General features: G+C 40.4%; 24 protein-coding genes, 2 tRNA genes and 2 pseudogenes. 15 read left to right on the top strand and 13 right to left on the bottom strand.

All coding sequences use genetic code 11. The features are described from left to right. Nucleotides 1–211: 211 nt before the first annotated feature. The 4 genes and pseudogenes from H8A87_RS05805 to H8A87_RS05790 all read left to right on the top strand — a co-directional run bounded on the left by H8A87_RS05805 (nt 212) and on the right by H8A87_RS05790 (nt 2,666). Nucleotides 212–898, top strand: a complete 687-nt coding sequence (locus H8A87_RS05805; RefSeq protein ID WP_198689045.1) for a helix-turn-helix transcriptional regulator — start codon at nt 212–214, stop codon at nt 896–898. Nucleotides 899–1,160: 262 nt separating this feature from the next. Then, nucleotides 1,161–1,535, top strand: a complete 375-nt coding sequence (locus H8A87_RS05800; RefSeq protein WP_198689044.1) for a hypothetical protein — start codon at nt 1,161–1,163, stop codon at nt 1,533–1,535. A gap of 454 nt (nt 1,536–1,989) precedes the next feature. Further along, on the top strand, nt 1,990–2,508 hold the full coding sequence (locus H8A87_RS05795) for a DUF7823 domain-containing protein (protein ID WP_198689043.1): 519 nt from the start codon (nt 1,990–1,992) through the stop codon (nt 2,506–2,508). Nucleotides 2,509–2,573: 65 nt separating this feature from the next. Then, nucleotides 2,574–2,666, top strand: a pseudogene (locus tag H8A87_RS05790). 124 nt (nt 2,667–2,790) lie between these two features. Here H8A87_RS05790 and H8A87_RS05785 read toward each other — a convergent pair. Then, nucleotides 2,791–3,030, bottom strand: a pseudogene (locus H8A87_RS05785) (IS3 family transposase); the annotation flags it as partial. Nucleotides 3,031–3,141: 111 nt separating this feature from the next. Between H8A87_RS05785 and H8A87_RS19800 the strand changes: the two are divergent. Together H8A87_RS19800 and H8A87_RS05775 are read left to right on the top strand one after the other, a co-directional pair. Further along, nucleotides 3,142–3,951 carry a VOC family protein gene (locus H8A87_RS19800; RefSeq protein ID WP_232370103.1) on the top strand — a complete coding sequence of 270 codons (810 nt, stop codon included), beginning with the start codon at nt 3,142–3,144 and terminating at the stop codon, nt 3,949–3,951. Between the two features lie 24 nt (nt 3,952–3,975). Further along, nucleotides 3,976–4,749, top strand: coding sequence for an alpha/beta fold hydrolase (locus tag H8A87_RS05775; RefSeq protein ID WP_198689042.1), 774 nt, complete (start codon nt 3,976–3,978; stop codon nt 4,747–4,749). 137 nt (nt 4,750–4,886) lie between these two features. Here the strand turns inward: H8A87_RS05775 and H8A87_RS05770 are convergent, their stop codons facing one another. From H8A87_RS05770 to H8A87_RS05760, 3 genes are all read right to left on the bottom strand, one after another. Then, nucleotides 4,887–5,492: a hypothetical protein gene (locus tag H8A87_RS05770; RefSeq protein WP_198689041.1), complete on the bottom strand. Its 606-nt coding sequence runs from the start codon at nt 5,490–5,492 to the stop codon at nt 4,887–4,889. 22 nt (nt 5,493–5,514) lie between these two features. After that, nucleotides 5,515–6,405 (bottom strand): GNAT family N-acetyltransferase, encoded by an 891-nt coding sequence (locus H8A87_RS05765; protein ID WP_198689040.1) that lies wholly within the window; start codon nt 6,403–6,405, stop codon nt 5,515–5,517. Nucleotides 6,406–6,722: 317 nt separating this feature from the next. After that, nucleotides 6,723–7,247 (bottom strand): GNAT family N-acetyltransferase, encoded by a 525-nt coding sequence (locus tag H8A87_RS05760; protein ID WP_198689039.1) that lies wholly within the window; start codon nt 7,245–7,247, stop codon nt 6,723–6,725. Nucleotides 7,248–7,494: 247 nt separating this feature from the next. Here H8A87_RS05760 and H8A87_RS05755 point away from each other — a divergent pair, with 247 nt between their 5' ends. Next, nucleotides 7,495–8,499 carry an NAD(P)H-quinone oxidoreductase gene (locus H8A87_RS05755; protein WP_198689038.1) on the top strand — a complete coding sequence of 335 codons (1,005 nt, stop codon included), beginning with the start codon at nt 7,495–7,497 and terminating at the stop codon, nt 8,497–8,499. 41 nt (nt 8,500–8,540) lie between these two features. On the opposite strand, the gene H8A87_RS05750 is transcribed toward H8A87_RS05755, so the two are convergent. Both H8A87_RS05750 and H8A87_RS05745 read right to left on the bottom strand, forming a co-directional pair. Then, nucleotides 8,541–8,630, bottom strand: a tRNA-Ser gene (locus H8A87_RS05750). A 119-nt stretch (nt 8,631–8,749) separates the two neighbouring features. Continuing rightward, nucleotides 8,750–8,839 (bottom strand) — tRNA-Ser (locus tag H8A87_RS05745). Nucleotides 8,840–9,153: 314 nt separating this feature from the next. On the opposite strand from H8A87_RS05745, the gene ghrA reads away from it, so the two are divergent. After that, nucleotides 9,154–10,095, top strand: a complete 942-nt coding sequence (gene ghrA, locus H8A87_RS05740; RefSeq protein WP_198689037.1) for a glyoxylate/hydroxypyruvate reductase GhrA — start codon at nt 9,154–9,156, stop codon at nt 10,093–10,095. 82 nt (nt 10,096–10,177) lie between these two features. After that, nucleotides 10,178–10,720 carry a TorD/DmsD family molecular chaperone gene (locus H8A87_RS05735; protein WP_198689036.1) on the top strand — a complete coding sequence of 181 codons (543 nt, stop codon included), beginning with the start codon at nt 10,178–10,180 and terminating at the stop codon, nt 10,718–10,720. Between the two features lie 123 nt (nt 10,721–10,843). Here the strand turns inward: H8A87_RS05735 and H8A87_RS05730 are convergent, their stop codons facing one another. After that, the gene (locus tag H8A87_RS05730) at nt 10,844–11,407 is read right to left on the bottom strand and encodes a lipoprotein (RefSeq protein ID WP_198689035.1); all 564 of its coding nucleotides are present in this window, start codon (nt 11,405–11,407) and stop codon (nt 10,844–10,846) included. A 51-nt stretch (nt 11,408–11,458) separates the two neighbouring features. Next, nucleotides 11,459–12,664: a multidrug efflux MFS transporter MdtH gene (gene mdtH / locus H8A87_RS05725; RefSeq protein ID WP_198689034.1), complete on the bottom strand. Its 1,206-nt coding sequence runs from the start codon at nt 12,662–12,664 to the stop codon at nt 11,459–11,461. A gap of 174 nt (nt 12,665–12,838) precedes the next feature. Here mdtH and rimJ point away from each other — a divergent pair, with 174 nt between their 5' ends. Together rimJ and murJ are read left to right on the top strand one after the other, a co-directional pair. After that, nucleotides 12,839–13,426, top strand: coding sequence for a ribosomal protein S5-alanine N-acetyltransferase (gene rimJ / locus H8A87_RS05720; RefSeq protein ID WP_198689033.1), 588 nt, complete (start codon nt 12,839–12,841; stop codon nt 13,424–13,426). A gap of 164 nt (nt 13,427–13,590) precedes the next feature. Next, nucleotides 13,591–15,129, top strand: coding sequence for a murein biosynthesis integral membrane protein MurJ (gene murJ, locus H8A87_RS05715; protein WP_198689032.1), 1,539 nt, complete (start codon nt 13,591–13,593; stop codon nt 15,127–15,129). A 365-nt stretch (nt 15,130–15,494) separates the two neighbouring features. Here murJ and argS read toward each other — a convergent pair whose 3' ends face one another. Beyond that, on the bottom strand, nt 15,495–17,225 hold the full coding sequence (gene argS, locus H8A87_RS05710; protein WP_198689031.1) for an arginine--tRNA ligase: 1,731 nt from the start codon (nt 17,223–17,225) through the stop codon (nt 15,495–15,497). A gap of 254 nt (nt 17,226–17,479) precedes the next feature. Between argS and H8A87_RS05705 the strand changes: the two genes are divergently transcribed. Further along, a complete protein-coding gene (locus H8A87_RS05705) occupies nt 17,480–18,034 on the top strand; it encodes a VOC family protein (protein WP_198689030.1) in 555 nt (184 codons plus the stop codon). A gap of 305 nt (nt 18,035–18,339) precedes the next feature. Continuing rightward, nucleotides 18,340–19,578 carry a tyrosine-type recombinase/integrase gene (locus H8A87_RS05700; RefSeq protein WP_198689029.1) on the top strand — a complete coding sequence of 413 codons (1,239 nt, stop codon included), beginning with the start codon at nt 18,340–18,342 and terminating at the stop codon, nt 19,576–19,578. A gap of 138 nt (nt 19,579–19,716) precedes the next feature. On the opposite strand, the gene H8A87_RS05695 is transcribed toward H8A87_RS05700, so the two are convergent. Further along, complete coding sequence (locus H8A87_RS05695; protein WP_198689028.1) at nt 19,717–20,049, bottom strand: hypothetical protein; 333 nt, start codon at nt 20,047–20,049, stop codon at nt 19,717–19,719. Nucleotides 20,050–20,052: 3 nt separating this feature from the next. Beyond that, entirely contained in the window at nt 20,053–20,571 is a 519-nt protein-coding gene (locus tag H8A87_RS05690) for a hypothetical protein (protein WP_198689027.1), read from the bottom strand. Nucleotides 20,572–20,686: 115 nt separating this feature from the next. On the opposite strand from H8A87_RS05690, the gene H8A87_RS05685 reads away from it, so the two are divergent. After that, nucleotides 20,687–20,965 carry a hypothetical protein gene (locus H8A87_RS05685; protein ID WP_198689026.1) on the top strand — a complete coding sequence of 93 codons (279 nt, stop codon included), beginning with the start codon at nt 20,687–20,689 and terminating at the stop codon, nt 20,963–20,965. 76 nt (nt 20,966–21,041) lie between these two features. On the opposite strand, the gene H8A87_RS05680 is transcribed toward H8A87_RS05685, so the two are convergent. After that, on the bottom strand, nt 21,042–21,464 hold the full coding sequence (locus H8A87_RS05680; RefSeq protein WP_198689025.1) for a zinc-finger-containing protein: 423 nt from the start codon (nt 21,462–21,464) through the stop codon (nt 21,042–21,044). 418 nt (nt 21,465–21,882) lie between these two features. Between H8A87_RS05680 and H8A87_RS05670 the strand changes: the two genes are divergently transcribed. After that, nucleotides 21,883–22,212 carry a hypothetical protein gene (locus tag H8A87_RS05670; RefSeq protein ID WP_198689023.1) on the top strand — a complete coding sequence of 110 codons (330 nt, stop codon included), beginning with the start codon at nt 21,883–21,885 and terminating at the stop codon, nt 22,210–22,212. 154 nt (nt 22,213–22,366) lie between these two features. Here H8A87_RS05670 and H8A87_RS05665 read toward each other — a convergent pair whose 3' ends face one another. Beyond that, nucleotides 22,367–22,561: a hypothetical protein gene (locus H8A87_RS05665; RefSeq protein WP_198689022.1), complete on the bottom strand. Its 195-nt coding sequence runs from the start codon at nt 22,559–22,561 to the stop codon at nt 22,367–22,369. Nucleotides 22,562–22,673: the final 112 nt, after the last annotated feature.

The following is a 22,673-nucleotide window of genomic DNA, read 5'->3' as shown; positions in this document are numbered from 1 at the left end:
CTTTATAGGTCAATAAAATAAAAGGGATCTTGTACGGATGATCAAAAAATTACTGTTTTTAATTAACATATTATTGACTACTTGCATATGATTATGTTCTTTGCCTTTCAAGTAACGGCCTTACTGTCGCTCTGCAATTTGTTGCGGATAGATAATGATGAGTGATGCTGATTTTGGTGAATGAGCCGATTAATGTTAAGGATGTGATGAATTGTCTAGGGCACAACGTTTGTTATCTCTTATGGAAATTCTGCGCAGCTATCGTTTTCCTGTACAGGGGAAAGTATTAGCCCAAAAATTGAATATCAGTTTAAGGACACTTTATAGAGATATTGCGGCCTTACAGGCTCAAGGCGCAATCATCGAAGGCGAAGCCGGAATCGGCTATGTTTTACGGCCGGGGTTTGTTTTACCGCCACTCATGTTAACGCAAAATGAAATAGAAGCCTTGGCATTAGGCGCTAGCTGGGTAGCTAAACGTGCCGATCCGCAGTTAAAAATATCCGCAAACAGTGCAATAAATAAAATTGCGGCGGTGATCCCAGCAGAACTAAAACAATGTTTGGAAACCAGCTCATTATTAGTTGGGCCCGCATCTACGACGGTTCATCCTTCTGTTGATATCCATCAGATACGGCAAGCGATCAGCAACAGACATAAAATCACCTTCACTTATCTGGATCTGAAAGGTAATCAATCAGAAAGAACAGTATGGCCATTCGCATTGGGATATTTTGAAAATATCAGTATCGTCATTGGCTGGTGTGAATTACGAGAAACACTTCGCCATTTCAGATCGGATAGAATTATTCATTTGAAGATAGAAAAACAGTGTTATCCTCGCTCAAGGCAGTCATTGCTTAAAGAATGGCGAGAAACGGAAAATATACCGCGTTAGCCATAAGTAAACTGAAGCTTCGTTAAGATTAATTAACAAAGGGAGTTTGTCGTTATGGGAATGGCTCTATCCATTGTTTTTTAAGAGAAAGTAAGTTTTATTATCATAATGATCACTTCCCTGATTATTATTAATTGACTTCCTTTATCTGAGTTAAGTTATCAGTGTTGTCCTTATTTTAATATGACACATTCAGATATTGTTCAGGTAACATCTAAGCTATGTTTGGCAAGGTTAATTAATATAAATAAGGGGGATGGTTATGATAAATAAAAAAGTGAGTATGTTTGCGGGGTTATTTTTATCTCTGATTGCTGGAACAGGGATGGCTGCGGAGAAAAATGACGTTAAGATCGAGAGTGCATCTATATCTTCATTTAACTGCAAACAGGTTATGCCTCATGGAGAGTATGTAGGAAAATTTGAAAAAATAATCCATAGAAATGAGTGGAATGATAATCCAGCTTATGTATTTGTGAATTTAGACAGGAGTATTGAGGGCTGTATTGGAGTGACTTACACAAATAAAATGCGCACTCAGATTGCTTATGATGCTTTCATTCAAGGAAAAACTGTAACAGTTAGAGTAGGAAATGATAGTGGACAAAATAGTTATTTAACAGCAATAACATATTAGCACTATATATAAGGTTAATTAGGAATTATTTATGAACTTTATCTTAAACCAGTGCATTAATTGTGCTGGTTTTTGCTCTATATCTCAATAATCACTACGGTATGCGGAATGCACCTATATTTTAAATAAATCAATATGTTAATCTAGCCGTTGGCGAAAAAAAAGATCCCTTTTTTCATAACGGATAACGATTTCAGTCACTCGGTTAAACCGGACAACTCAACCTGTAAGTAATCATTACAAGTTCGGATATCCTTTATTGAACATAGGATATTTTTCTATCAGAAAACTTTGAGTTTATAGCCCATAAATCACTCATCATCTTTCAAATTATAAGCCTTGCTATACAAGGGTATTTGATTGAGATAAAAATCTTCCCTAAATAAAATCAATTGGAAATTTATCAGTAGGATGAAATTACCTTGAACTTTAGCTAATAATAAGTGAGGGATTTATGTCTGAAATTAATAATCCAAAAATTGATTTAGAAGATATTGTGTTAGTTATTGATGTTGTCCTAGGGACTGCGCCAGATGATGGTGTGACGCTAGGATTGAATGAAGAAAATATTGAAACTCGATGGGGATATCTTGGAGAAGAATGGGCTGGTTTGGAAAATAGCCGGGCTTTTGGTTGCTTAGCTGTAATTCAAAATAATTCAGCTCTTGTTAAAACCAATTACTTTTATTGGAGTGAGTTTAAGCGATCTCCTGATTATTTACTTTTTTATTGGGGTGTGGGCACTCGTAATGATAAAAAAAATGCAGATAAAACATTTAATTTATTTATGAAAAAATCACTTTATATAACGGTTGATGATGTGGTTTATGATCTTGGTCGTGGTGAAGATTGGGCTTCGGAAGATCTTGGAGCGATGGTTACATATAGTGGTGCTGATGCACGGAAATTAAGTATCGTATTGAAAAAAACAGGTGAAATTAAACGTTTCTACTGCAATTGGCGTGATCAATAAAATATTCAAATCCACATCCACATCCTGAATTCAAGGCTGCGCTCCGGCGTGGCCTTTTCGTATTTGGGGAACTAACCCTTAACGGTAAGGGAGCTGTCTTGAAAATAACGAGTAGACGAGAAATCGGTGTCTCAGTTCGAATCTGAGGTTCTCCGCCAAATTTTGCCGCCATAATCCTAACTATTTGAAATTCATTCGATATCGGAATTCCAATATCGAATCTCCCATTAACTCAAACTCACAGGGGCGAACTGATCTGCACCACCAATACTGGACACGGCGTTAAGCGACATTTTGTAGTTCGTAGTTGATTGGACTGAGATAGCCAAGTGCACGGTGCCTTCTTGTGCGATTATAATCAACCTCTATGTATTCAAAGATAACTTGACGCATCTGCTCACGAGTTAACATTGTCTCATCCAATGCTTCCATCTTCAGTGTATGGAAGAAGCTTTCGACACAAGCATTATCCCCGCAATTCCCTTTCCGACTCATGCCTTGTCGTAAATTATGGCCACTTATGCTAGATATTTAAAATGATGAAAAGACTACTGACAAAAATTGTCACACCAGATTGCTACCCTGCGGGTTCTTAATATCTGGAATCAGTCATTTAATTGTTGGAGTTTTTTCATGTTAACCCTAACTTTTTCTACATCAGTAAACGCAAGGCCATCTCAAATTTGGGCCCATTATGTCGATTTTGATTTGCGGAAAAAATGGGAGGTTGACCTTGAGTATTTTAAATTCGAAGGTGAAGTCAAAACGGGGCAATACGGCAAAATGGTATTAAGTGGCATGCCGGAAATTCTCTTCTATCTTGCGAATATTAAAGAGAATAAAGAGTTCACCGATCAGGTTAATTTGCCACAGATGGGAATGCTAACTTTTTGTCACCAGATTCTGACCGACGAAAACAACATGGCAAATTGCATTCAGGTGACAGTTTCCTTTGAGCCCGAAACTAACATTCCCAACGCCCAAGCTGAAAGTTTCTTTAAGAAAGTGACGCAAGATCTGGTTGAAACGGTATCAAGGCTGAAGACTGTGGTTGAAAAAGCGGAGATAGTAGGCCCCGTTCTTGTTAAACCTAATCTTCAACTGGTTTATGTCTCTGATATCGAGCGTTCTACAACCTTCTATAAAACCATTTTCAATGCTGAGCCGATCTTTTCTAGTCCACGTTATGTGGCATTTTCTGCAGGTAAAGAGGTAATTTTTGCTATTTGGAGTGGAGGAACAAAGCCAAATAGTGCCGCACCGCGATTTTCGGAAATCGGCATTATGTTGCCGTCCAGCGAAGATGTTGATCAACTCTTTGAAAAATGGCAAAAGAACCCAAACATTGAGATTCAGCAGGAACCTTACACTGCAATTTTTGGTCGCACTTTTCTCGTGAAAGATCCTGATGGTCATATTATTCGAGTATGTCCTTTGGATTAAGGAAAATGAAGGAGATAATGTTTTATGTTTAGTTTTAATCATCAAAATGGCAGTTATTTAGAAATTGACAGTGCTCATATCTATTATGAGATCCAAGGCAACGCAAATGGCTATCCACTGATTTTTCTGCATGGTGGTTTAAGTGACATTGAGACGTTTAACCGGATAGTCGGCGATCTTGGAAACACTTACCGGCTTATTGGCATAGATAGCAGAGGACAGGGTAAATCGACTTTGGGGCAAGAAAATCTGACGTATAAACGCCTCCAACAAGATGTAGAGGCGATAGTCAGGCATCTAAAGTTAACAACATGCAGCATTATTGGTCATAGTGACGGAGGTATTGTTGCGTTGCGATTGGCTGCGGCGGGGATCATCCCAATCGATAAAATAGTGGCGATAGGCGCACATTGGACGTTAAAAGAAGATGATCCAGCAAAAGAGATATATAAACTCGTTACGGCTGAAGGTTGGCGAGCAATGTTGCCTGACAGCTACGAAAGTTACCATAGGTTGAATTCAAAAGCAGATTTCAACAAACTGATCAGCAGCATGGTTCCCATGTGGATCGATGATGGTGAGAGTGGTTATCCCAATCAAACTATTCGCAAAATAACGTGCAAGTTGCTGGTAGTCCGGGGGGATAGTGATAGTTTGGTCTCGCGCATTAATTCAACGGAGTTAGCCAATCAAGTTACTCATTCTTGTCTGCTAAATATGCCTTTTACGGGACATTCTCCTCATGAAGAAAAGCCAGAGATGTTGATGCCATTTTTGAAAGCGTTTTTATTAAGTTAATCTCAGATTTCTAAATTAATCATGCCTGAGAGGATACAAGATTGCGTTTTTTTGATAAAGCGTGATCGTATCTCAGGCACGTAGTTCTTCGTTAGTATTATTGCAAAATTGCTAGGTGATATGATTGTTCTAGTTTATTAGGATAAAGCTTTATTTTTTAACTTATTGATTATTGTCGATAGCATTCTTTTACGGATAAATCCACTGGCAGGTCTTATTATTAGCCAATATAAAGTAAATATTTTTTGGATTTTTTTGTCTGGACAAAAAGTAAATGTCTCTGTAACTAATGAACGATGACCATTCGGATTTTCTTTGACCCAAAAACGTAATACCAATTTAGCTGACTTATTATCATTAAAGCGAATAAATGATTCAAAATTAGGTTGGTGTATGATGCCTAAATCTGCTTGCCAAAATCTGCCTGTTAACCCCATAGATATTTCATGATCATTTTCATCGAGTATAGTGAAGGTTTTTAAACCAAAATTGTGATTTTGAGTTTTATTACTATTTGATATATTTTGCAGTAAATTAACAGGAAGATTCCTAATTCTTGATAACGTATTAATAAACAAATCATCAGACATTTCAAAATTCTTAACTGCTTGAATCATTTCTCTTGCAGGTGCGTTTATAGGTTTGGATTCATGGATTTCATGAAAATGAAAACAGGGTAGGAATTGAGTGGGATTTCTCCATTCTCTATATTTTTTATGGCTGACCATTCCTAAAAATGTCATTATTTATCTCCTATGCTATAAGTTAAAAATGAGATGTTAATGGAAAGATAAAATTACTATTAACCATATTCTTACTCGATCGAATAAAAAACGCATCATCATCAAATGGTGATGTTTTCTTTGACATTCCATCCAGGTGAAAATCTGGAGTGAAGTAGAACTGTATTTTATTAAATTTATGGTTTATTACTGAGGATAAGACGATATTAATATCATAAGTAGTAGATGATATAATATCGTAAATTTGTAGCATATTTTCATGTTCTTCCATAAGAATAATGACATCCAAATCGCTAATATAATAGATTGACTCGTTAAATACTAAAATAAAATTAAACATCATTATACTATTATGTGTTCCGATTCCTAAGGTTGTTGAATTGGGTAAACTAGTTGAGGAAAATTTATCGAGTAATGTTAGATGTCCGGTATTAGATATATCGAATTTTTTTATTTTTATATTATCACTTGGTTGGATGGGGCTATTAGAAATATTCAATATAAAGTCGCTTTCATCAAAGTGTTGAAAACCAAATTTAGGGTAAAAATCAAGCGCAGATTTATTTGCAAATAAATACATAAAATCACATTCTTGTTCATATTTATTAATGACATGATTTAATAATCGTCTGGCCAGGCCTTGATGGCGATAATCCTCATCAGTCATAACGGTACTTATTTGCAATCCGGTATAGTTTTCATTATTAATAATTACCGGCATTTTACTGACAGAAACATTTGCAACCACTGTGTCCTGATGGATAAGAGAGTGGGCAATATAATTATCGTCCCAATAGCCTTTGTTATACCATTCGCTGAAATCACCATCTAATGCGCTCATTACTAGTCGATTAAAACTCTCTCTCAGTAGTTTATTTTGCCGATAGTTACTCACTAAATTGTATTGATTCATATCATGATCCTGGAAATAGATATAAATGCGATTTATTTCGTATTGGTAAATTTTATGTAATTTATTTTTATCATTTAAGGCAAGTTATTGATCGATGATAACATAATTATTTTTTTCTTTCATTATGTTCAATAGATTATTTGGCATGTTTTTACCATATATTTATTTTTATTTTATCCTTCTACAGGGGGACATAACTCGATTGTTTTATTCACTGAGTTAAGGTAGATGATGATATATCAAAAATTCATTTTATTGCCCTCGTTGCAATCTGTGTTTGTCGGGATTTTAGACAATTTCCACTATGGGAATATTTTTTAGGTATCTGCAAAGATTAAGTACCAGAATAATACTATCTCATTATTTTGGAAGTTCAGAGCAGAATATAAGTAGCGATCATATCCCTCTAGTTTAAATCCATAACGAGCATAAAAACGGCAAGCTGTGACATTATTAGATTGAGTTTCTAGCCGGATACCTGCCAGTTTTAAATCTACCGCCCATTTAACGGCTGCATCCATTAATGATTTAGCCACTCCGGAACCGCGATGGTCAATATCGACAGCGATATCATCAATACTTGCCAAATTATTCCAGTGTTCAGAAATAGCGAGGTAGCCGATGGATTCTCTGTCTATAGATTCTGCAATCAATAATGCCTGATTTTTAGCCATTAAATAAGACCAAATATCATTATTATCAAAACCATAGTTCTTGGTATAGGGCGGGTTGATTGGCTCAATTTTTTCAATGGATTTGTCAGAAAAGGGTGCTATTAACGCGGCTGCAACAGTAAATGAAAAATCAAGCACGTTAAGCTTTTCAATATATTCGGGAATCACAAGTCTCACGTTGATTATCGGGGAATTCTGCATCACTTTGCTACTGGTGCTGGTATATCAAAAGTTACAGTATGCTCGTTAATGTCGTCCATTATTCCGATTTTTATTTGTATTTTGTGCTTAGTGAAATTTGGATGGTCGAAATATCGTCTAGGTGTGTTTGTTTTGGAATCTAATAGGTTGGGAATATGCAGATTTTTACTGGTAATCTACAGGTATCGCTCACATTATTTATGAGGAGAAAGAGATGTCAGCATATTCACTTCCTGAGGAGATGGCTGCTATCGAGATTAGCCACTCAGGAGAACCAGATGTTTTGACTTTAGTAGGAATGCCTGTCCCAAAACTTGATACAGGGGAAATATTGGTTGAAGTGGTTGCCGCAGGTGTCAATAGACCCGATGTATTACAGCGACGCGGACACTATCCCCCGCCTTTGGGGGCTTCTGATATTCCTGGTTTGGAAGTTTCAGGTACGGTTGTTGCCCTTGGCCCAAATGTAAAACGCTATGCTGTTGGTGATCAGGTATGTGCGTTAGTTGCAGGAGGAGGGTACGCTGAATATTGTAAGGTACATGAAAGCAACGCGTTACCTGTTCCCAAAGGTTATAGTTTGCTGGAAGCTGCGGCATTGCCGGAAACATTTTTTACGGTATGGGTGAATTTATTCCAGCGTGGCAAGTTGAAAGCGGGTGAGACGGTTTTAATTCATGGTGGCACTTCTGGTATTGGCACTGTCGCTACCTTACTGGCAAAATCATTTAATGCTTATGTGATTACCACAGTAGGTTCAGAGGAGAAACGGCGAGCCAGTCTGGCATTAGGCGCTAATTTTTCTATTAACTATAGAACCGAAGATTTTATAGAGAAAACTCTTCAGGCGACCAATGGGCATGGTGCAGATGTGATTGTCGATCTGATTGCTGGAGACTATGTAGCAAAAAATTTTCAGGCCGCAGCCATAGAAGGCCGGATTGTCCAAATTGGTGTGCAGAATGGTAAAGCGACGGAACTTAACTTGATGCCATTGTTGAAAAAATGCCTAACTATCACGGGATCTACATTGCGTTCCCGTAGCGTTGAGGATAAGGCCTGTATTGCTAGTGATTTACGTGAAAAAGTTTGGCCATTATTAGAGCAGGGGTTGATTAAGCCACAGATTTTTAAAACATTTCCACTAAATCAGGCGTCAGAAGCTCATGCTTTGATGGAAAGCAGTGCGCATATTGGAAAAATTATGCTGAAAGTATAAATGCAAAAAAGCCTGAACTGATGTTCAGGCTTTCTTTTATATGGCGGTGAGAGAGGGGTTCGAACCCTCGATACGTTTTCACGTATACACACTTTCCAGGCGTGCTCCTTCAGCCTCTCGGACACCTCACCGAATTTTGTTTTCGCAGTATTCCGTAAGAATATTTTCTGCAATGTGCCTAACTATTTTCGGTTAAATGGTTAGGCACTAAAAAAGCCTGAGCGTTTTGTTCAGGCTTTTTCATAGAATATGGCGGTGAGGGAGGGGTTCGAACCCTCGATACGTTCTCACGTATACACACTTTCCAGGCGTGCTCCTTCAGCCTCTCGGACACCTCACCATATTTTCCTGTCACAGTGATTTAGCTTGATTTCATCACTGCAACGGGGCGCTACTATAGGGAAAAGCGGGGCAGGCGTCAACAGGCTTATGCCGATTTTTTTCAGGCTTGTTGACTGATTAGACAAATAAAAAACAAATTGTGTGCTTGACAACCAATTACGAAAGTGAAAACTCTCTTTTTGCAGCGCATTATGAAAAATATGTTAACCAGATAACATTATTAATATTTTCATTCCCACCTTTCCATCAGAGACTTGCAACCTTCCAACAATAGGTTGACCCTATCAGAAAAACAAAAAGGAATGAGATTTTATGAACATCATTTTCTTCCACCCTTCTTTTAATGCTGATGAATGGATTCAGGGAATACCGGCCAGATTACCTAAAGCTAAAGTTCGGCAATGGGTTCGTGGTGATAATGCTCCCGCTGATTACGCTCTAGTTTGGTTACCTCCCTATGAAATGTTAGCTAATCGTTCGGGAATAAAAGGCATATTTGCACTTGGTGCCGGAGTGGATGCCATCCTCAAACAAGAATTGAAAAAACCGGGTACGTTACCTGCTGGTGTGCCACTGATACGTCTTGAAGATACAGGAATGGCGCGGCAGATGCAGGAATATACCATTGCCTCAGTTTTACACTATTTCCGTCGTATGGATGAATATCAGCAATGCCAAGAACAGCGCCTTTGGAAGCCCGTGGCTCCCCATAGCCGAAAGGAGTTTGTTATCGGTGTCTTAGGCGCTGGAGTTTTAGGACGTAGCGTTATCGAAAAATTGAGGGAGTTTGATTTCAATGTGCGTTGCTGGAGCCGAACGCCAAAACAAATTGATAGTGTTGAAAGTTTTTACGGAAAAGAACAACTGGGCGATTTTCTTTCTGAAAGCAAGGTACTGATTAATATTCTGCCAGATACGCCAGAAACTCGAGGCATTCTCAATCTTTCATTATTCAGTCAGTTAAAGTCCGGTGCATATGTGATCAATGTGGCACGAGGTGCTCAACTCGTCGAACAGGATTTATTGATTGCCATTGATAAAGGCTATATCGCCGGTGCGACCCTTGATGTATTTGTTGAGGAACCGTTATCAAATCTTCACCCTTTCTGGACTCATCCACGCATTAATATCACACCGCATATTGCTGCAAATACCATTCCTGATGGGGCAATGGATGCTATTTGTGAAAATATCCGACGGATGGAAAATGGCGAACTCCCTTCTGGTCTTGTTGATATGGCTCGTGGTTATTAACAAGCTGCTTTACAGCAAGGCAGATGATTAGGGACAATAACAGGATTCGTTATTTAGGTAAGTTATTGGATTGGATGAAATCATGAACGAATTTTCTATTGTTTGCCGCATTCTGGGAACGTTGTTTAACCGCGCACCACAAGATCCTGTTCTGCAACCTTTGATCACCATGATTGCTGAGGGAAAATTGAAACAAGCGTGGCCTCTGGAGCAGGATGAGCTGTTGGAACGATTACAGCAAAATAGTGAATTGTCGGTTATTGAAGCCGATTATCACTCCCTTTTTACCGGAGAATCGGCCAGGGTTGCGGTTTGTCGCTCTGATTATACGGATAAAGAAGAAAATGAAATGCGCCAGTTTTTAGCGGAGCGGGGTATGCCCTTATCTGAAACTCCTGCTGATCAATTCGGCTTTTTATTGTTGTCTGCGTCATGGTTGGAAGATCAGGCGGCAGAAGACGAAGTTCAAGCTCAAATCACGTTATTTGATGAGTATTTATTGCCTTGGTGTGGGCAATTTCTCGGTAAAGTTGAAGCCCATGCAACTAGCGGTTTCTATCGAACTTTGGCGATTCTTACTCGCGAAGCATTGCAAGCGTTGCGTGAAGAGCTGGAATCTGAGTGACAATGTCACATTATCGAACGAGTGTGCACTTTAAATAAACTCGCCTATCGGTAAATATATAGATGAAATAAGGGCAAATCATTAATTGATAACTTGCCCTTATTATTTTATTGATAATAAAAATTATTTATCAGTCAAACCAATAACCAATTTTCCGGGTTTAATTTCCAATCCTTTGGCTAATTTTGAGGCGGCAGCTTCAGCTTTGCTTTTTTCTGGATTCAAAACATAAACCGGATGAGTATCAAAAAACTCACTTAAAGAAGTATTTAGGTAAGGAATCAGCACCTTAATCGGGGCAGCGACTTTTTCTGGTGTTGTCTGGTAGTCTACGATTTCCAGCCCTTTAATGAAAATGGCACCTTTTTCTGCATCAAATATCGGTTTAGCTCGAATGGTGAGTTTCATATCAGCTTGTATCGTTCCCAATAAGGTCGCCAATCGAACTTTTGCCTGAGTTGACAGTTCAATTTTTTCTGGATCTTTACGACCTATCTGGCTGGTTAAATCACCCAGTGTGATATTGGCTGTGGTAGCAGCTGGAAGGCTGATTTGCTTCTGATAATGGACTCGTTTTAATAAATAATCATTGAGCAAGCCTTCGTTGATACTGACTTCTTTAAATTGATCACAACCACTGACTAATCCTACCAGTATCAATGCTGCCCCTAAGAAAAATCGTCTCATATTATCTCCTTTTATTTTTAACAGGCAGATTTTACACCATTCATTGCATCATTAATGTCTACTAATCATGATAGGTTCAATCTCCTTTTGATTGAATTGGCGATGAAGGGCATAAATAGTCACTAAACCCACCAATCCCAGCAAAATCCACGGTAATTGCGGTATATTCAAAGCATGGCCTGTATCATAAAGCCACCCCCCGCCGGTATAGCCCAATACACCACCCAATGCCAGTCCCAGACGACTGAATCCCATGTAACTACCACGTGCCCGTGGATCAGTCAGTGAAGCACTTAATGTTTCACGTGCGGGTTCCGCCGTCACCACTCCTAGGTAGAACAGACAAATAAGGCCAAATAGGAGATGCAATTGACTGACCCAACCGATCGGGAACATGCAGAGACTCATTAAAAACAGACCTGCCATTAAGCGTTGTTCCTGCCGAAAATGTTTCTCACTCCAGCGCGCAATAGGATAAAGCAGAGTCAAGGAAATCATGGCTTCAATGGCATACATCCATTTAACGGCAGTATGCGTACCGGAAATTTCATGGATAATGATCGGAAACATCAACATGACTTGTACTGATAGGACAAAATAACCAGTCAATGTCAGTACGTAGTAAAAGAACCGACGATCTTTAATCACACGACTTATACCTTCCTTGATAGGCGTTCGAATTGTTGAGATGCGGTATGCAGGTAAAAACCATGCATTAAATAAGGCGGCCAATACGAAAATAATGGCACCAATCCAGCAGACAATATTGAAATTATATTGCAGCAACCAACTTCCTATTAATGCGCCCACCACAGCACCAGCACTGTCTTGCATCAATAAAAGTGAATAAAAGCGCCCACGTTCATGGGGACGGGTTAATTTAATGATCAATGCAGCTCTTGGGGGATCGAACAATGTTCCACCTAATCCGGATAGAACACAGGAAAGGAGCAATATCCAAGGTTCAGAAGCCATTGCCATCAGGGCGAAGCCTATCGCACGCAGTAACATACCTATGACAATCATTGGCTTGGCACCGAACCTATCTGCAATAGCACCGCCAAAAATGCCTAGCCCTTGCTGCACAAGCTGACGTAGGCCCAGTGCAAAACCAACGACAACGGCTGCCCAGCCAAGTTGTTCGACGAAATGAATTGAAATTAAGGGAAAAACAACGAAAAATCCTAAAACAACGATCAGATTATCAAATAAAAGAAAATATTTACCCAAGCTACGTGCTTGTGAAACTAATGACATTTTGCACCATTGGAATATGAAAAAATAAATGTGGTTTTTTGTTATTTTGGACTTAATTTGATCCTTAAGGTAGGGGGTATATAGATGATATTTTTTTATCGTGAGATGGTGGAAAAAATTTTTATAAAAGCTAAATTATTGAAAATTTTTTCAAAGTAAATATCAGGAGACGGCATGTTTGGTTATCGTTCTACATTGCCTAAGATTCGCTTTATTACGGATAGGATGGTCGTTCGTCTGGTGTATGAGCGTGATGCCTATAAGTTGGCTGAATATTATGCAGAAAATAAAGATTTCCTTAAGCCATGGGAACCGACAAGGGATGGTAGTTTTTATCAACCTTCTGGATGGACAAATAGATTGAATTATATTGCCGAATTACAACGGCAGGGGGCTGCATTTAATTTTTTGTTATTAGCTCCTGATGAATATGAAGTCATGGGCGTGGCTAATTTTACAAATGTTGTGCGTGGGGCATTTCATTCCTGTTATCTTGGTTATTCTTTAGGCGAAAAATGGCAGGGACAAGGGGTAATGTATGAAGCGTTACAATTGGTGATTCGTTATATGCAGCGCCACCAGAAAATGCATCGCATTATGGCCAACTATATGCCACATAATCATCGCAGCGGGAATTTACTCCAGAAGCTGGGTTTTGAACAGGAAGGTTATGCCAAGAATTACTTAATGATCGATGGCATCTGGCAAGATCATGTGCTGACATCGCTGACTGATGGTATGTGGGGCAAGGTTGGTTTATGAGTCTATAGTGTATATAACCAATGTAGACATGATTTTTGTCTGTTAGACTTGAAACATGGCGCTATCTCACCGGAATGTTTTATCTGCCATTTTTATGACATTTTGATGGATAGCTTTACACCTTTTATGTTCATTTCATAAAAATCAATTTTTAGAATAATACGATGAATTTACTCAAATCACTGGCAGCGGTCAGCTCAATGACGATGTTTTCCCGCGTCCTGGGCTTTATTCGTGATGCCATCATTGCCCGTATATTTGGTGCTGGCGTGGCGACGGATGCTTTTTTTGTTGCCTTCAAACTCCCTAACTTGCTACGCCGTATTTTTGCTGAAGGCGCTTTTTCGCAAGCGTTTGTTCCCATTCTTGCTGAATACAAAGATCAGCAGGGTGATGAGGCGACACGCACCTTTATTGCGTATGTCTCAGGGATGTTGACGCTGATTTTGGCGATAGTTACGGTGATAGGTGTGGTTGCTGCCCCTTGGATCATTTATGTGACTGCGCCGGGTTTTGCGGATACACCGGATAAATTTGCTTTAACCCGTGATCTGCTCAGGATTACGTTTCCCTACATCTTTTTGATATCTTTGGCTTCGTTGGCGGGTGCGATCCTAAATACATGGAACCGATTTTCTGTGCCAGCCTTTGCGCCAACGCTGCTTAATGTCAGTATGATTGTCTTTTCACTGTTCGTGGCACCTTACTGTAATCCCCCCGTAATGGCATTGGGTTGGGCGGTTATTGCTGGCGGTATTTTGCAATTGGCCTACCAGCTTCCCCACCTGAAAAAAGTAGGAATGCTGGTATTGCCACGGATTTCTTTCCGTGACAGTGGAGTATGGCGCGTTATTCGTCAGATGGGGCCGGCGATTTTTGGGGTTTCTGTCAGTCAGATTTCATTGATCATCAACACTATTTTTGCCTCGTTTCTGGTTTCTGGTTCGGTTTCGTGGATGTATTACGCCGATCGTTTAATGGAATTACCCTCTGGAGTGTTGGGTGTGGGATTAGGCACAATTCTGTTGCCTTCATTAGCGAAGAGTTTTTCCAGTGGAAATCATGAAGAATATCGGAAATTAATGGATTGGGGGCTGCGTCTCTGCTTCCTGTTGGCTTTGCCTTGTGCTGTGGCGCTGGGTATTCTGGCGAAACCATTGACGGTGTCACTCTTTCAATACGGCAATTTCTCTGCTTTTGATGCAGACATGACTCAACGGGCATTAATTGCCTACTGTTTTGGGCTAATGGGATTAATTGTCGTTAAAGTCCTCGCTCCTGGTTTTTACTCTCGTCAGGATATTAAAACACCGGTCAAGATTGCGATTGCAACCTTGATTTTGACTCAGTTAATGAACCTTATTTTTATTGGCTCATTAAAACACGCGGGTTTAGCGCTTTCTATCGGTTTGGCTGCTTGCTTTAATGCCAGCATGCTTTATTGGCAACTGCGTAAGCGTGAGATCTTCAAGCCATTGGCAGGGTGGGGCGTATTTCTGCTGAAATTGATCGTAGCAATCATGGTGATGGTTGGAGTATTACTGACAATATTGTGGGTCATGCCCGCTTGGGAACAGGGTAATATGGCAGTGCGTATGCTACGGTTGATGGGTGTTGTGATTGCTGGTGCGGGGAGCTATTTTGTGGCACTGGCTTTAATGGGGTTCCGATTGAAGGATTTTGCTCATCGGGGATTGAAGTAACTACTTTATTAAATGAACCGCTCAATAAATAATTGAGCGGTATCGTTACTTATGTTTTTTAAGGTGTGGGTGCTGTTTAAGCAAGAATCTAAAATATTCTTATTTTCCTTCTCGTTCTGACTTATTAAATTAGTTGTTATGATTAGATCTGCGAATTGCGTTCAAACTCTCCTAACTTTTCTGGTTCATTAAAGTGTTTGTCAGGATTAGGTCTGCGAATCATATCTTGGCGTTGGAACATTATTCATAAATGTTTCATTGTTGTACTTATTCTATCTACTGTTTATATGCTCTGCTGTTGGTTGGTAGGGTAGGAAAGAGGAAAAACTGGCATGATTTGATCATGCCAGTTTTAGGAAAGATGATTACATCCGTTCTACAGTCTGAATCCCCAAAGTATCAAGACCTTGCTTCAAGGTTTTTGCCGTCAGAAGAGCCAATTTTAAACGGCTTTGGCGCAGTTCTTCGCTTTCTGCATTCAGGATTGGGCAATGTTCGTAGAAACCAGAGAACAGACCAGCCAGATCATACAGATAAGCGCACATTACGTGAGGTGTACCTTCGCGGGCAACGGTCGTGATGGTTTCTTCGAATTGCAGCAAGCGAGTCGCCAGTGCTTGTTCACGTTCTTCGTTCAGAATGACTGGCTGTGTCAGGCTGCTTTCATCGATCTCTGCACGTCTGAAGATAGAATTTACGCGGGTATAGGCATACTGCATATAAGGTGCGGTATTACCTTCAAAGGCGAGCATGTTATCCCAGTCAAATACATAGTCGGTGGTGCGGCTCTTGGAGAGATCGGCATATTTCACCGCACCGATACCAACGGCTTCGACGACTTTTTTCAGTTCGTCTTCTGGCATATCCGGGTTTTTCCCACGGATCAGGGCATCCGCGCGCTCAATCGCTTCGTCCAACAAGTCAGACAGTCTTACGGTACCACCTGCACGGGTTTTAAATGGCTTGCCATCTTTACCCAACATCATGCCGAACATATGGTGTTCGAGTAGCATAGATTCAGGAATATAACCCGCTTTGCGTACAATCGTCCAGGCTTGCATCAGGTGTTGATGTTGGCGTGAATCGATGTAGTAAAGAACACGGTTGGCATGCAGGACTTCATGACGGTATTTGGCACAGGCGATATCTGTCGTGGTGTAAAGGTAGCCACCATCTTTTTTCTGAATGATAACCCCCATTGGTTCGCCTTCTTTGTTCTTGAACTCATTAAGGTAAACCACGATAGCGCCCTCGCTCTCAACGGCAAGCCCTTGCTGTTTCAAATCCGCAACAATACCTGGCAGCATATTGTTATACAGGCTTTCACCCATGACATCTTTTTCTGTCAAAGTCACATTCAGGCGATTATAGGTTTCCTGATTCTGTGTCATGGTGATATCAACCAGTTTGCGCCACATGGCACGGCAATATTCATCACCACCTTGCAGTTTGACTACGTAATTACGGGCGCGAACGGCAAAGTCTTCATCTTCGTCGTAAGTTTTCTTCGCTTCACGGTAGAAAGCTTCTAAATCTGCCAGAGCCATTTCACTGGCATTTTCATTCTGGACTTTTTCCAGATAGGCGATCAGCATTCCGAATTGGGTTCCCCAGTCACCAAGATGGTTGGCTCGGATGACTTTGTGCCCCAGAAATTCCAGAGTACGTGCTGCGGCATCGCCAATGATCGTGGAGCGAATATGACCAATGTGCATCTGTTTTGCAACGTTCGGTGCGGAATAGTCGACAACGATAGTCTGCGGTTCGACTGGAGAGACACCCAGTTTTTCGTCTTTCAGTGCAGTTTCGATATTGGCAGCAATCCACGCTTTATCCAGAAAAATATTGATAAAACCCGGCCCTGCGATTTCGATTTTGCTGGCAATTCCTTGCAGATCCAGCAAACTGACGACTTTTTCTGCCAATTGTCGGGGTGGCATGCCCACTTTTTTAGCTGCCGCCATGACACCATTCGCTTGGTAGTCACCAAACTGGGCTTTTGCAGATTGACGGACGTGAGCTTCACTGTCAGTTGGAGCACCAGCTGCAATCAGCGCATTGCTGATTTTTTCTGAAAGAATAGCCTGAATATTCACCGAGTTACCTTAAGTTACGCACGAAGGTCTCTGCATCTGAACTATGCAAATACTTTCAAACGTGTGGATTATGAGAAAATAACGGGTTTTATATCATATTCAGCATCCTGCATGCTACCATCGGCCACCGCAGGTGGTATTACTTTTTGTTTTCAGCTTGTCTTTCAGACGATTCTTCGCCATTCCGATTGAGATCAATAGTGTTATGCCACACGAGCGGGAAACAATTTTGACGGTTTTTTGATGGGGATGAGATGACATACTTTTCAACAATTTCTGAATTACAGGATTTAGCCGCTGATTTAGGGGAGTTTGAACAAAAATTAAAGCTATTTGGCGGGTATCTTGGCTTACATATTACACAATATCCGGCGGATCATATTTCCCTGCGTTGCAATGAGACTTCAATTGCGGATCGCTGGCGTCAAGGTTTTCTACAATGTGGTCAATTGATGTCTGAAAGTATCATTAATGGTCGCCCGATTTATTTGTTTGAGTTGGAACAGCCAATTACCTTACTTGATTGGCAAATTGATTGTGTGGAGTTGCCTTATCCGACTGAAAAACTTTATGTTCACCAAGGTTGGGAGCATGTCGAACTCGTTCTGCCAGTGCAACCAGAGCAACTTATACACGAAGCTTATAAGCTACTGCCTTACCCGCTGCCTGACGATTTTCGTACAAAAGAGAGCTATCACAAAGGAAAAGATGAAAGGTTACCCAACCCAACGTTAGCGGTGAAAAATGGTGAAATCACTATCAAGTTTCATCCTTTTTCTATCAAAGAAATTATCAAAAGTGAGGTCTAGTCGGCAAAAATGACTTTTTTCTTATGCATATTCAGCAAAAAATTCTAACCTTGTGATTTTCAACAAACCATTAAGTAAAATTAATTGTCATAGTTAATGAGTTTATTTAATCACCTTTCGTCATTAACAGATGTTAATAGTCATCAGTAATATATAATATGTTGAATTTAAATGATAATTTAATATATTTCTGTCAGGGTTAGTCACGGGTAATCAGGAGGCGTCATCTTGCGTCATGATGAATATGTACATATTGGTGTACATGAACTACATTAAACGCTGTATTGTTTTTTGAGGAAAGTGATATGGCGATTACTGATTCATGGCTGCGCTCCACCAGCGGAAAATCCCAAGAAAAAATGATTACCAAATCTGACAGGGATGGTTTGTCTGTTCGTGTTACCCCGAAAGGAAAAGTTATATTCCAATTTAGATATCGCTGGAATGGTAAAGGGGATCGAATTGACATCGGAACCTACCCAGCGACCAGCCTAAAAGATGCCCGTGATGCTGTAATTTCCTACCGTGGAGAACTAGAACAGCACCGTAACCCTAAAATAGTTAAACGTACTCTTCGTGAATCCGCCTTGAAGGCCGTAACAGTGGAAAGGCTTATCCGAGATTGGTGGGGTACGGCAATGAAAGGAGTGCTAGTGAAAGCGGATGAAATTTTACGCTCGTTCGAATTATATGTTTTTCCCAGAATTGGGGGGTTACCCCATGATGAAGTAACTCTCCATATCTGGCTAACTTTAATTGAAGACGTTGCTAAACAGTATCCATCAATTGGCGTTCGGATATTGAATAACTCCAAGAATGCGCATCGGTGGGCTGTGCGGCGAGGAATGACCAAAATCACTCCTCTATCTGACGTATTGGCCAGTGATTTGGGAAGAAAAAAGACTAACAAAGATGATAGCACATTGAGTGAAGAGAAATTGATCGTTCTCTTTAGCATCATTAATTCTCCTGACTATGATCCTCGTAATGCATTAATAATAAAATTATGCCTTTTGTTTGGGTGTCGTATTGGTGAGTTGTTGAAAGCTAAAGTTACTGATTTTGACTATGAGAAAAATATCTGGATTGTTCCTCCTAAAAACCATAAAACGGGTATTAAATCTCAAAAGCCCATTATCAGACCAATTATTTTGGAGGCTAGGGAATTAATTGGACAGGCTAAGAAGCTAAGTCGTAGAAGTGAGTATCTATTTGTAGTATCTAGTGGCAAGCCATTCGCGGAGGGATCGCATCTTCAAATAATTAATTCACTGAATAAAAAAATGTCGAAGTATTTTGACGATTCTTATACCTCGTGGTCAATCCATGATTTGCGAAAAACTATGCGTACTGGTGTGTCTGAGTTAACGGCTCCTCATGTAGCTGAAATTATGCTAGGACACAAATTGCCGGGAGTATGGCAGGTGTACGATAAGCACACCTACCTGAATGAGCAGAGAGAGGCATATGAACGCTGGTGGGTGAAGTTGACTAAAATTGTTTCCCGTCCTCCCAGTCAAGAATATCCCGACGTAAAAAATTAAGCTGGTCAGATTTAAACTTGGGTTTTGGGAAGCCTTCCCGTCTTTGCTTCCCATTACCACACCATAGTCTTACAGTATGTGGTTTTACACTATATCGGTCTGCCAGTTCATTTGTTTTGATATAGGGTGACTCTGCCATCATACCCCTCCTTTCGTTGGCGCGGGGATATCATCCATATAGCACCAGTGCGTGACTTCATCGTTTTCGTGCGCCACCCATTCTTTGTCGCTGGCATCCCGCCAGTCATAACCCGCACGGGAAACCGAACCCAAGGAAACATAAACAAGGCACAAAGGAGAGTGACCATCATCCCCACCAACAGGCATTCTTTCCTGAACGCGTACCCAAGGGATCCCTAGAGTTTTCTTGCTTTCATCCGCCTTCTTCAGTAACCAATCTGTCCACTCGCGTCCGTCGTCGATATGACCGAGTAATCCCAATTCATTTTGTGCGTTATCGATGTTTATCATTTTTTACTCTCTAATTTTATAAATGGAGTTTTGGGTTTTTATATAACCGTCGTTTCGGTAGGTATCAGCATTAATTACCAGAGATGTTATTATTTCAACTCCATCCTCAAATCGTTTACGACTATCATTAAATACCCGGCCATATGCTATAGCTTTACCATCCCAGTTCTTGGTGAAATCTGTTAATTCTATTTCCGCTGTGAATGCTGATAATTCTTTGCTGGGGTGGCGATAGAGGGGAATATTAAATGCCTCGGTGTTAGATAAATATTTTTTCTCAATATCCGAAATAATGCGGCTGTCCACTTTATCTTCCATTATCCACGCCACAGGCTCCATATTTTCATATTCAGCGAGTGTTTCCACAGCATCACAGAGTTTAATTAAATTTCGTGGTGACATCATTCGGTCGAGAGAATTCCAATGTTTATAGAATTCACTGTTATTTTCACGTTCGGCCTGTAACACCAATTCACTACGACGTTTTATTTCCCGCGCCAACTCGATTACATCATTGTTCATTTTGACTCTCCTATTTAATATTCATGCAATTAATGTGTATAAAAATTGATAGTTTTGAAAAAGCACATCAGGGTTAATATTTAGAAGCTAACCATCTAAAAAGTAGAGGTGATATATGGTGTGGGGAGTTAACGACGCTAAAGCTATGAAAAAGACAAAAGTAGAGACATATCTTTTAGATCGTTATGACCGTTGGGTGAAAGCTATGGCAGATGGTTTTAACCCGGAAGAGGCCGCAGATTCCATTGGTGGTGCTGATTATGAGTTGTTGCGGGGTACACCAAGCGGTGTAGAGCAATACACTATCAGACTTAATAACCATCACAGGGTTTCATTTACCTTAGATAGAGGTAATGAAATAGTCAATGTTATCCAGATAGGTGGACATCCTTAGAAAATACAGATTGTTCAATACAATAAAACACTTGGGTCATTTAAATTATAGTGACCCACTACTGAATAATCGTTTCTCATTTAAACCTCATACAAACATTCTTAGCTCTCTCACACATATCAGCATCAAACCAGCCGAAGTGGCAGCGTCTGAAACTGATGCCTAATTTTCTTGCTAACCATCTGTACGCATCCGTGCGCTCCAGTTCCCGATATTCCCGCATCCGTTCAAATGTTAGTTTGCTGATCTCTCGTGCTCTCCGTGTCGATTTATCTGCCAGTGTACCCAACGGAATATCAGTGCCCGGATGCATACCGACACGGGCACCGCATGAGGTACAGAGGTATAGCCACGGCCATTTACCCAGAACGCGGCCAAATACATTGATGTGATGAGCGGTTACCACGTGGCCGCAGCAGTAGTGACAGTGGGTCGGAATGGTGAGAGGGTCATTGACTCGTTGTATTGCTCTGGGGTTGGGGTTCTCTGGGGTGTACATGCAATCTCCTTAATGCTTCTTTCACGGCATTTAAACGAGAGTCCATCTGTTTATATTTGACGCTGCGGTCACCAAATTTAGGTGCTAAATATCCAATGAGATATTCGTTGTTAGTCCTAATAATAAAATCAGATAGTGAGCCGCCCATAGCTCCCCAGAACGCTGTCCATGATTCGCCATATTCAGAGATAGTTATTCGCCCGGAGCTATCCCCGTAATCATCCAGATAGACGTGAATAGGGTCGTGTCTGGGTACATCTGTGATTTGCAATTTCACGACATTTGATGTTTCGATATGCAAAATAAATCCTCCCGCCGCAGAGCAGCGTAGTGATAGGGTAATTATTGAGAATCGGTGTAGCACTGTTCACAGCAATATGCTGTTTGGTCTGCGCCGATAGGCTACGAAGGTGAAGAGTTGTTCCAGAAGTCCCATGAAATACTGAATCCCAAGCAAACACTAAGCGACATCATCGCTCTCGCCAAAGAATCAGATGATGCCGCTTTCGTTGAAAAGGTACTGAACAAGACATTTAAACTGGGCAATCCTGTTCGGGATGTCGCCATTAAACGATATTGTGAATGCAAATACCCGCAAAAGATTGCCCGTGAATTATCAAAACTGACTGGCTGTGATGTTCAATGGGCGAGGAAGCGCGCCACATGGTCGGAGGAATTACTGGAAGAGGAAATGTATTACGCCATCAAGCGAGAAATTAGCAAAGAAAATTGCGAAACACATCACTAAATATAAATATTCTCTAAATTAAATTGATTTTGAGAAATTTAGGTGTATATTTTGTGTTATGCTCCAGTGGTAAAACCGAAAAGCAAATAAAGCCTCACTAATCAAGTGGGGCTTTTTCATTTCTAACTCCCCCGAATTGAGGGAATCTAGTAGTCTACTTTTTATTTTCGCCTTTTTTCAATTTAAGTCCAAAGAGAACAAGCCCAATAGCCAATAAGCTTTCGATAGTACCCAGTAAAAAATCATCATATTGAATAAATCTAATACCAGCCATAAAAAGTAATATCACACCGGCAAGAATGAATTTAAATGACTTTTGTTTGAATGGGTTCTTATCGTTCGGTTGCATAAAAATCCTTTATATTAAATGGTAAAATCTAGCATGAGTATCACATGTTCGGTCATTCCGAACAACTCAACCTGTCGGTAAGATCGACTAGTTCAAATCCAAGGCTGCGCTC

Origin of the sequence: Xenorhabdus lircayensis (assembly GCF_016306625.1) — a bacterium.
GTDB classification, from domain to species: domain Bacteria; phylum Pseudomonadota; class Gammaproteobacteria; order Enterobacterales; family Enterobacteriaceae; genus Xenorhabdus; species Xenorhabdus lircayensis.
Note: the sequence above shows the minus strand (reverse complement) of the source record. Positions and strands in the feature narration are given on the sequence as shown.

What these genes read in the sequence shown, in the direction of transcription:
- H8A87_RS19800 (WP_232370103.1), top strand. Translation starts at nt 3,142, where the DNA reads ATGTTAACCCTAACTTTTTCTACATCAGTAAACGCAAGGCCATCTCAA.
- H8A87_RS05735 (WP_198689036.1), top strand. Translation starts at nt 10,178, where the DNA reads ATGAACGAATTTTCTATTGTTTGCCGCATTCTGGGAACGTTGTTTAAC.
- ghrA (WP_198689037.1), top strand. Translation starts at nt 9,154, where the DNA reads ATGAACATCATTTTCTTCCACCCTTCTTTTAATGCTGATGAATGGATT.
- H8A87_RS05700 (WP_198689029.1), top strand. Translation starts at nt 18,340, where the DNA reads ATGGCGATTACTGATTCATGGCTGCGCTCCACCAGCGGAAAATCCCAA.
- mdtH (WP_198689034.1), bottom strand. Translation starts at nt 12,664, where the DNA reads ATGTCATTAGTTTCACAAGCACGTAGCTTGGGTAAATATTTTCTTTTA.
- murJ (WP_198689032.1), top strand. Translation starts at nt 13,591, where the DNA reads ATGAATTTACTCAAATCACTGGCAGCGGTCAGCTCAATGACGATGTTT.
- H8A87_RS05795 (WP_198689043.1), top strand. Translation starts at nt 1,990, where the DNA reads ATGTCTGAAATTAATAATCCAAAAATTGATTTAGAAGATATTGTGTTA.
- H8A87_RS05705 (WP_198689030.1), top strand. Translation starts at nt 17,480, where the DNA reads ATGACATACTTTTCAACAATTTCTGAATTACAGGATTTAGCCGCTGAT.
- H8A87_RS05665 (WP_198689022.1), bottom strand. Translation starts at nt 22,561, where the DNA reads ATGCAACCGAACGATAAGAACCCATTCAAACAAAAGTCATTTAAATTC.
- H8A87_RS05800 (WP_198689044.1), top strand. Translation starts at nt 1,161, where the DNA reads ATGATAAATAAAAAAGTGAGTATGTTTGCGGGGTTATTTTTATCTCTG.
- H8A87_RS05685 (WP_198689026.1), top strand. Translation starts at nt 20,687, where the DNA reads ATGGTGTGGGGAGTTAACGACGCTAAAGCTATGAAAAAGACAAAAGTA.
- H8A87_RS05690 (WP_198689027.1), bottom strand. Translation starts at nt 20,571, where the DNA reads ATGAACAATGATGTAATCGAGTTGGCGCGGGAAATAAAACGTCGTAGT.
- H8A87_RS05730 (WP_198689035.1), bottom strand. Translation starts at nt 11,407, where the DNA reads ATGAGACGATTTTTCTTAGGGGCAGCATTGATACTGGTAGGATTAGTC.
- rimJ (WP_198689033.1), top strand. Translation starts at nt 12,839, where the DNA reads ATGTTTGGTTATCGTTCTACATTGCCTAAGATTCGCTTTATTACGGAT.
- H8A87_RS05770 (WP_198689041.1), bottom strand. Translation starts at nt 5,492, where the DNA reads ATGACATTTTTAGGAATGGTCAGCCATAAAAAATATAGAGAATGGAGA.
- H8A87_RS05765 (WP_198689040.1), bottom strand. Translation starts at nt 6,405, where the DNA reads ATGAATCAATACAATTTAGTGAGTAACTATCGGCAAAATAAACTACTG.
- H8A87_RS05775 (WP_198689042.1), top strand. Translation starts at nt 3,976, where the DNA reads ATGTTTAGTTTTAATCATCAAAATGGCAGTTATTTAGAAATTGACAGT.
- H8A87_RS05695 (WP_198689028.1), bottom strand. Translation starts at nt 20,049, where the DNA reads ATGATAAACATCGATAACGCACAAAATGAATTGGGATTACTCGGTCAT.
- H8A87_RS05680 (WP_198689025.1), bottom strand. Translation starts at nt 21,464, where the DNA reads ATGTACACCCCAGAGAACCCCAACCCCAGAGCAATACAACGAGTCAAT.
- H8A87_RS05755 (WP_198689038.1), top strand. Translation starts at nt 7,495, where the DNA reads ATGTCAGCATATTCACTTCCTGAGGAGATGGCTGCTATCGAGATTAGC.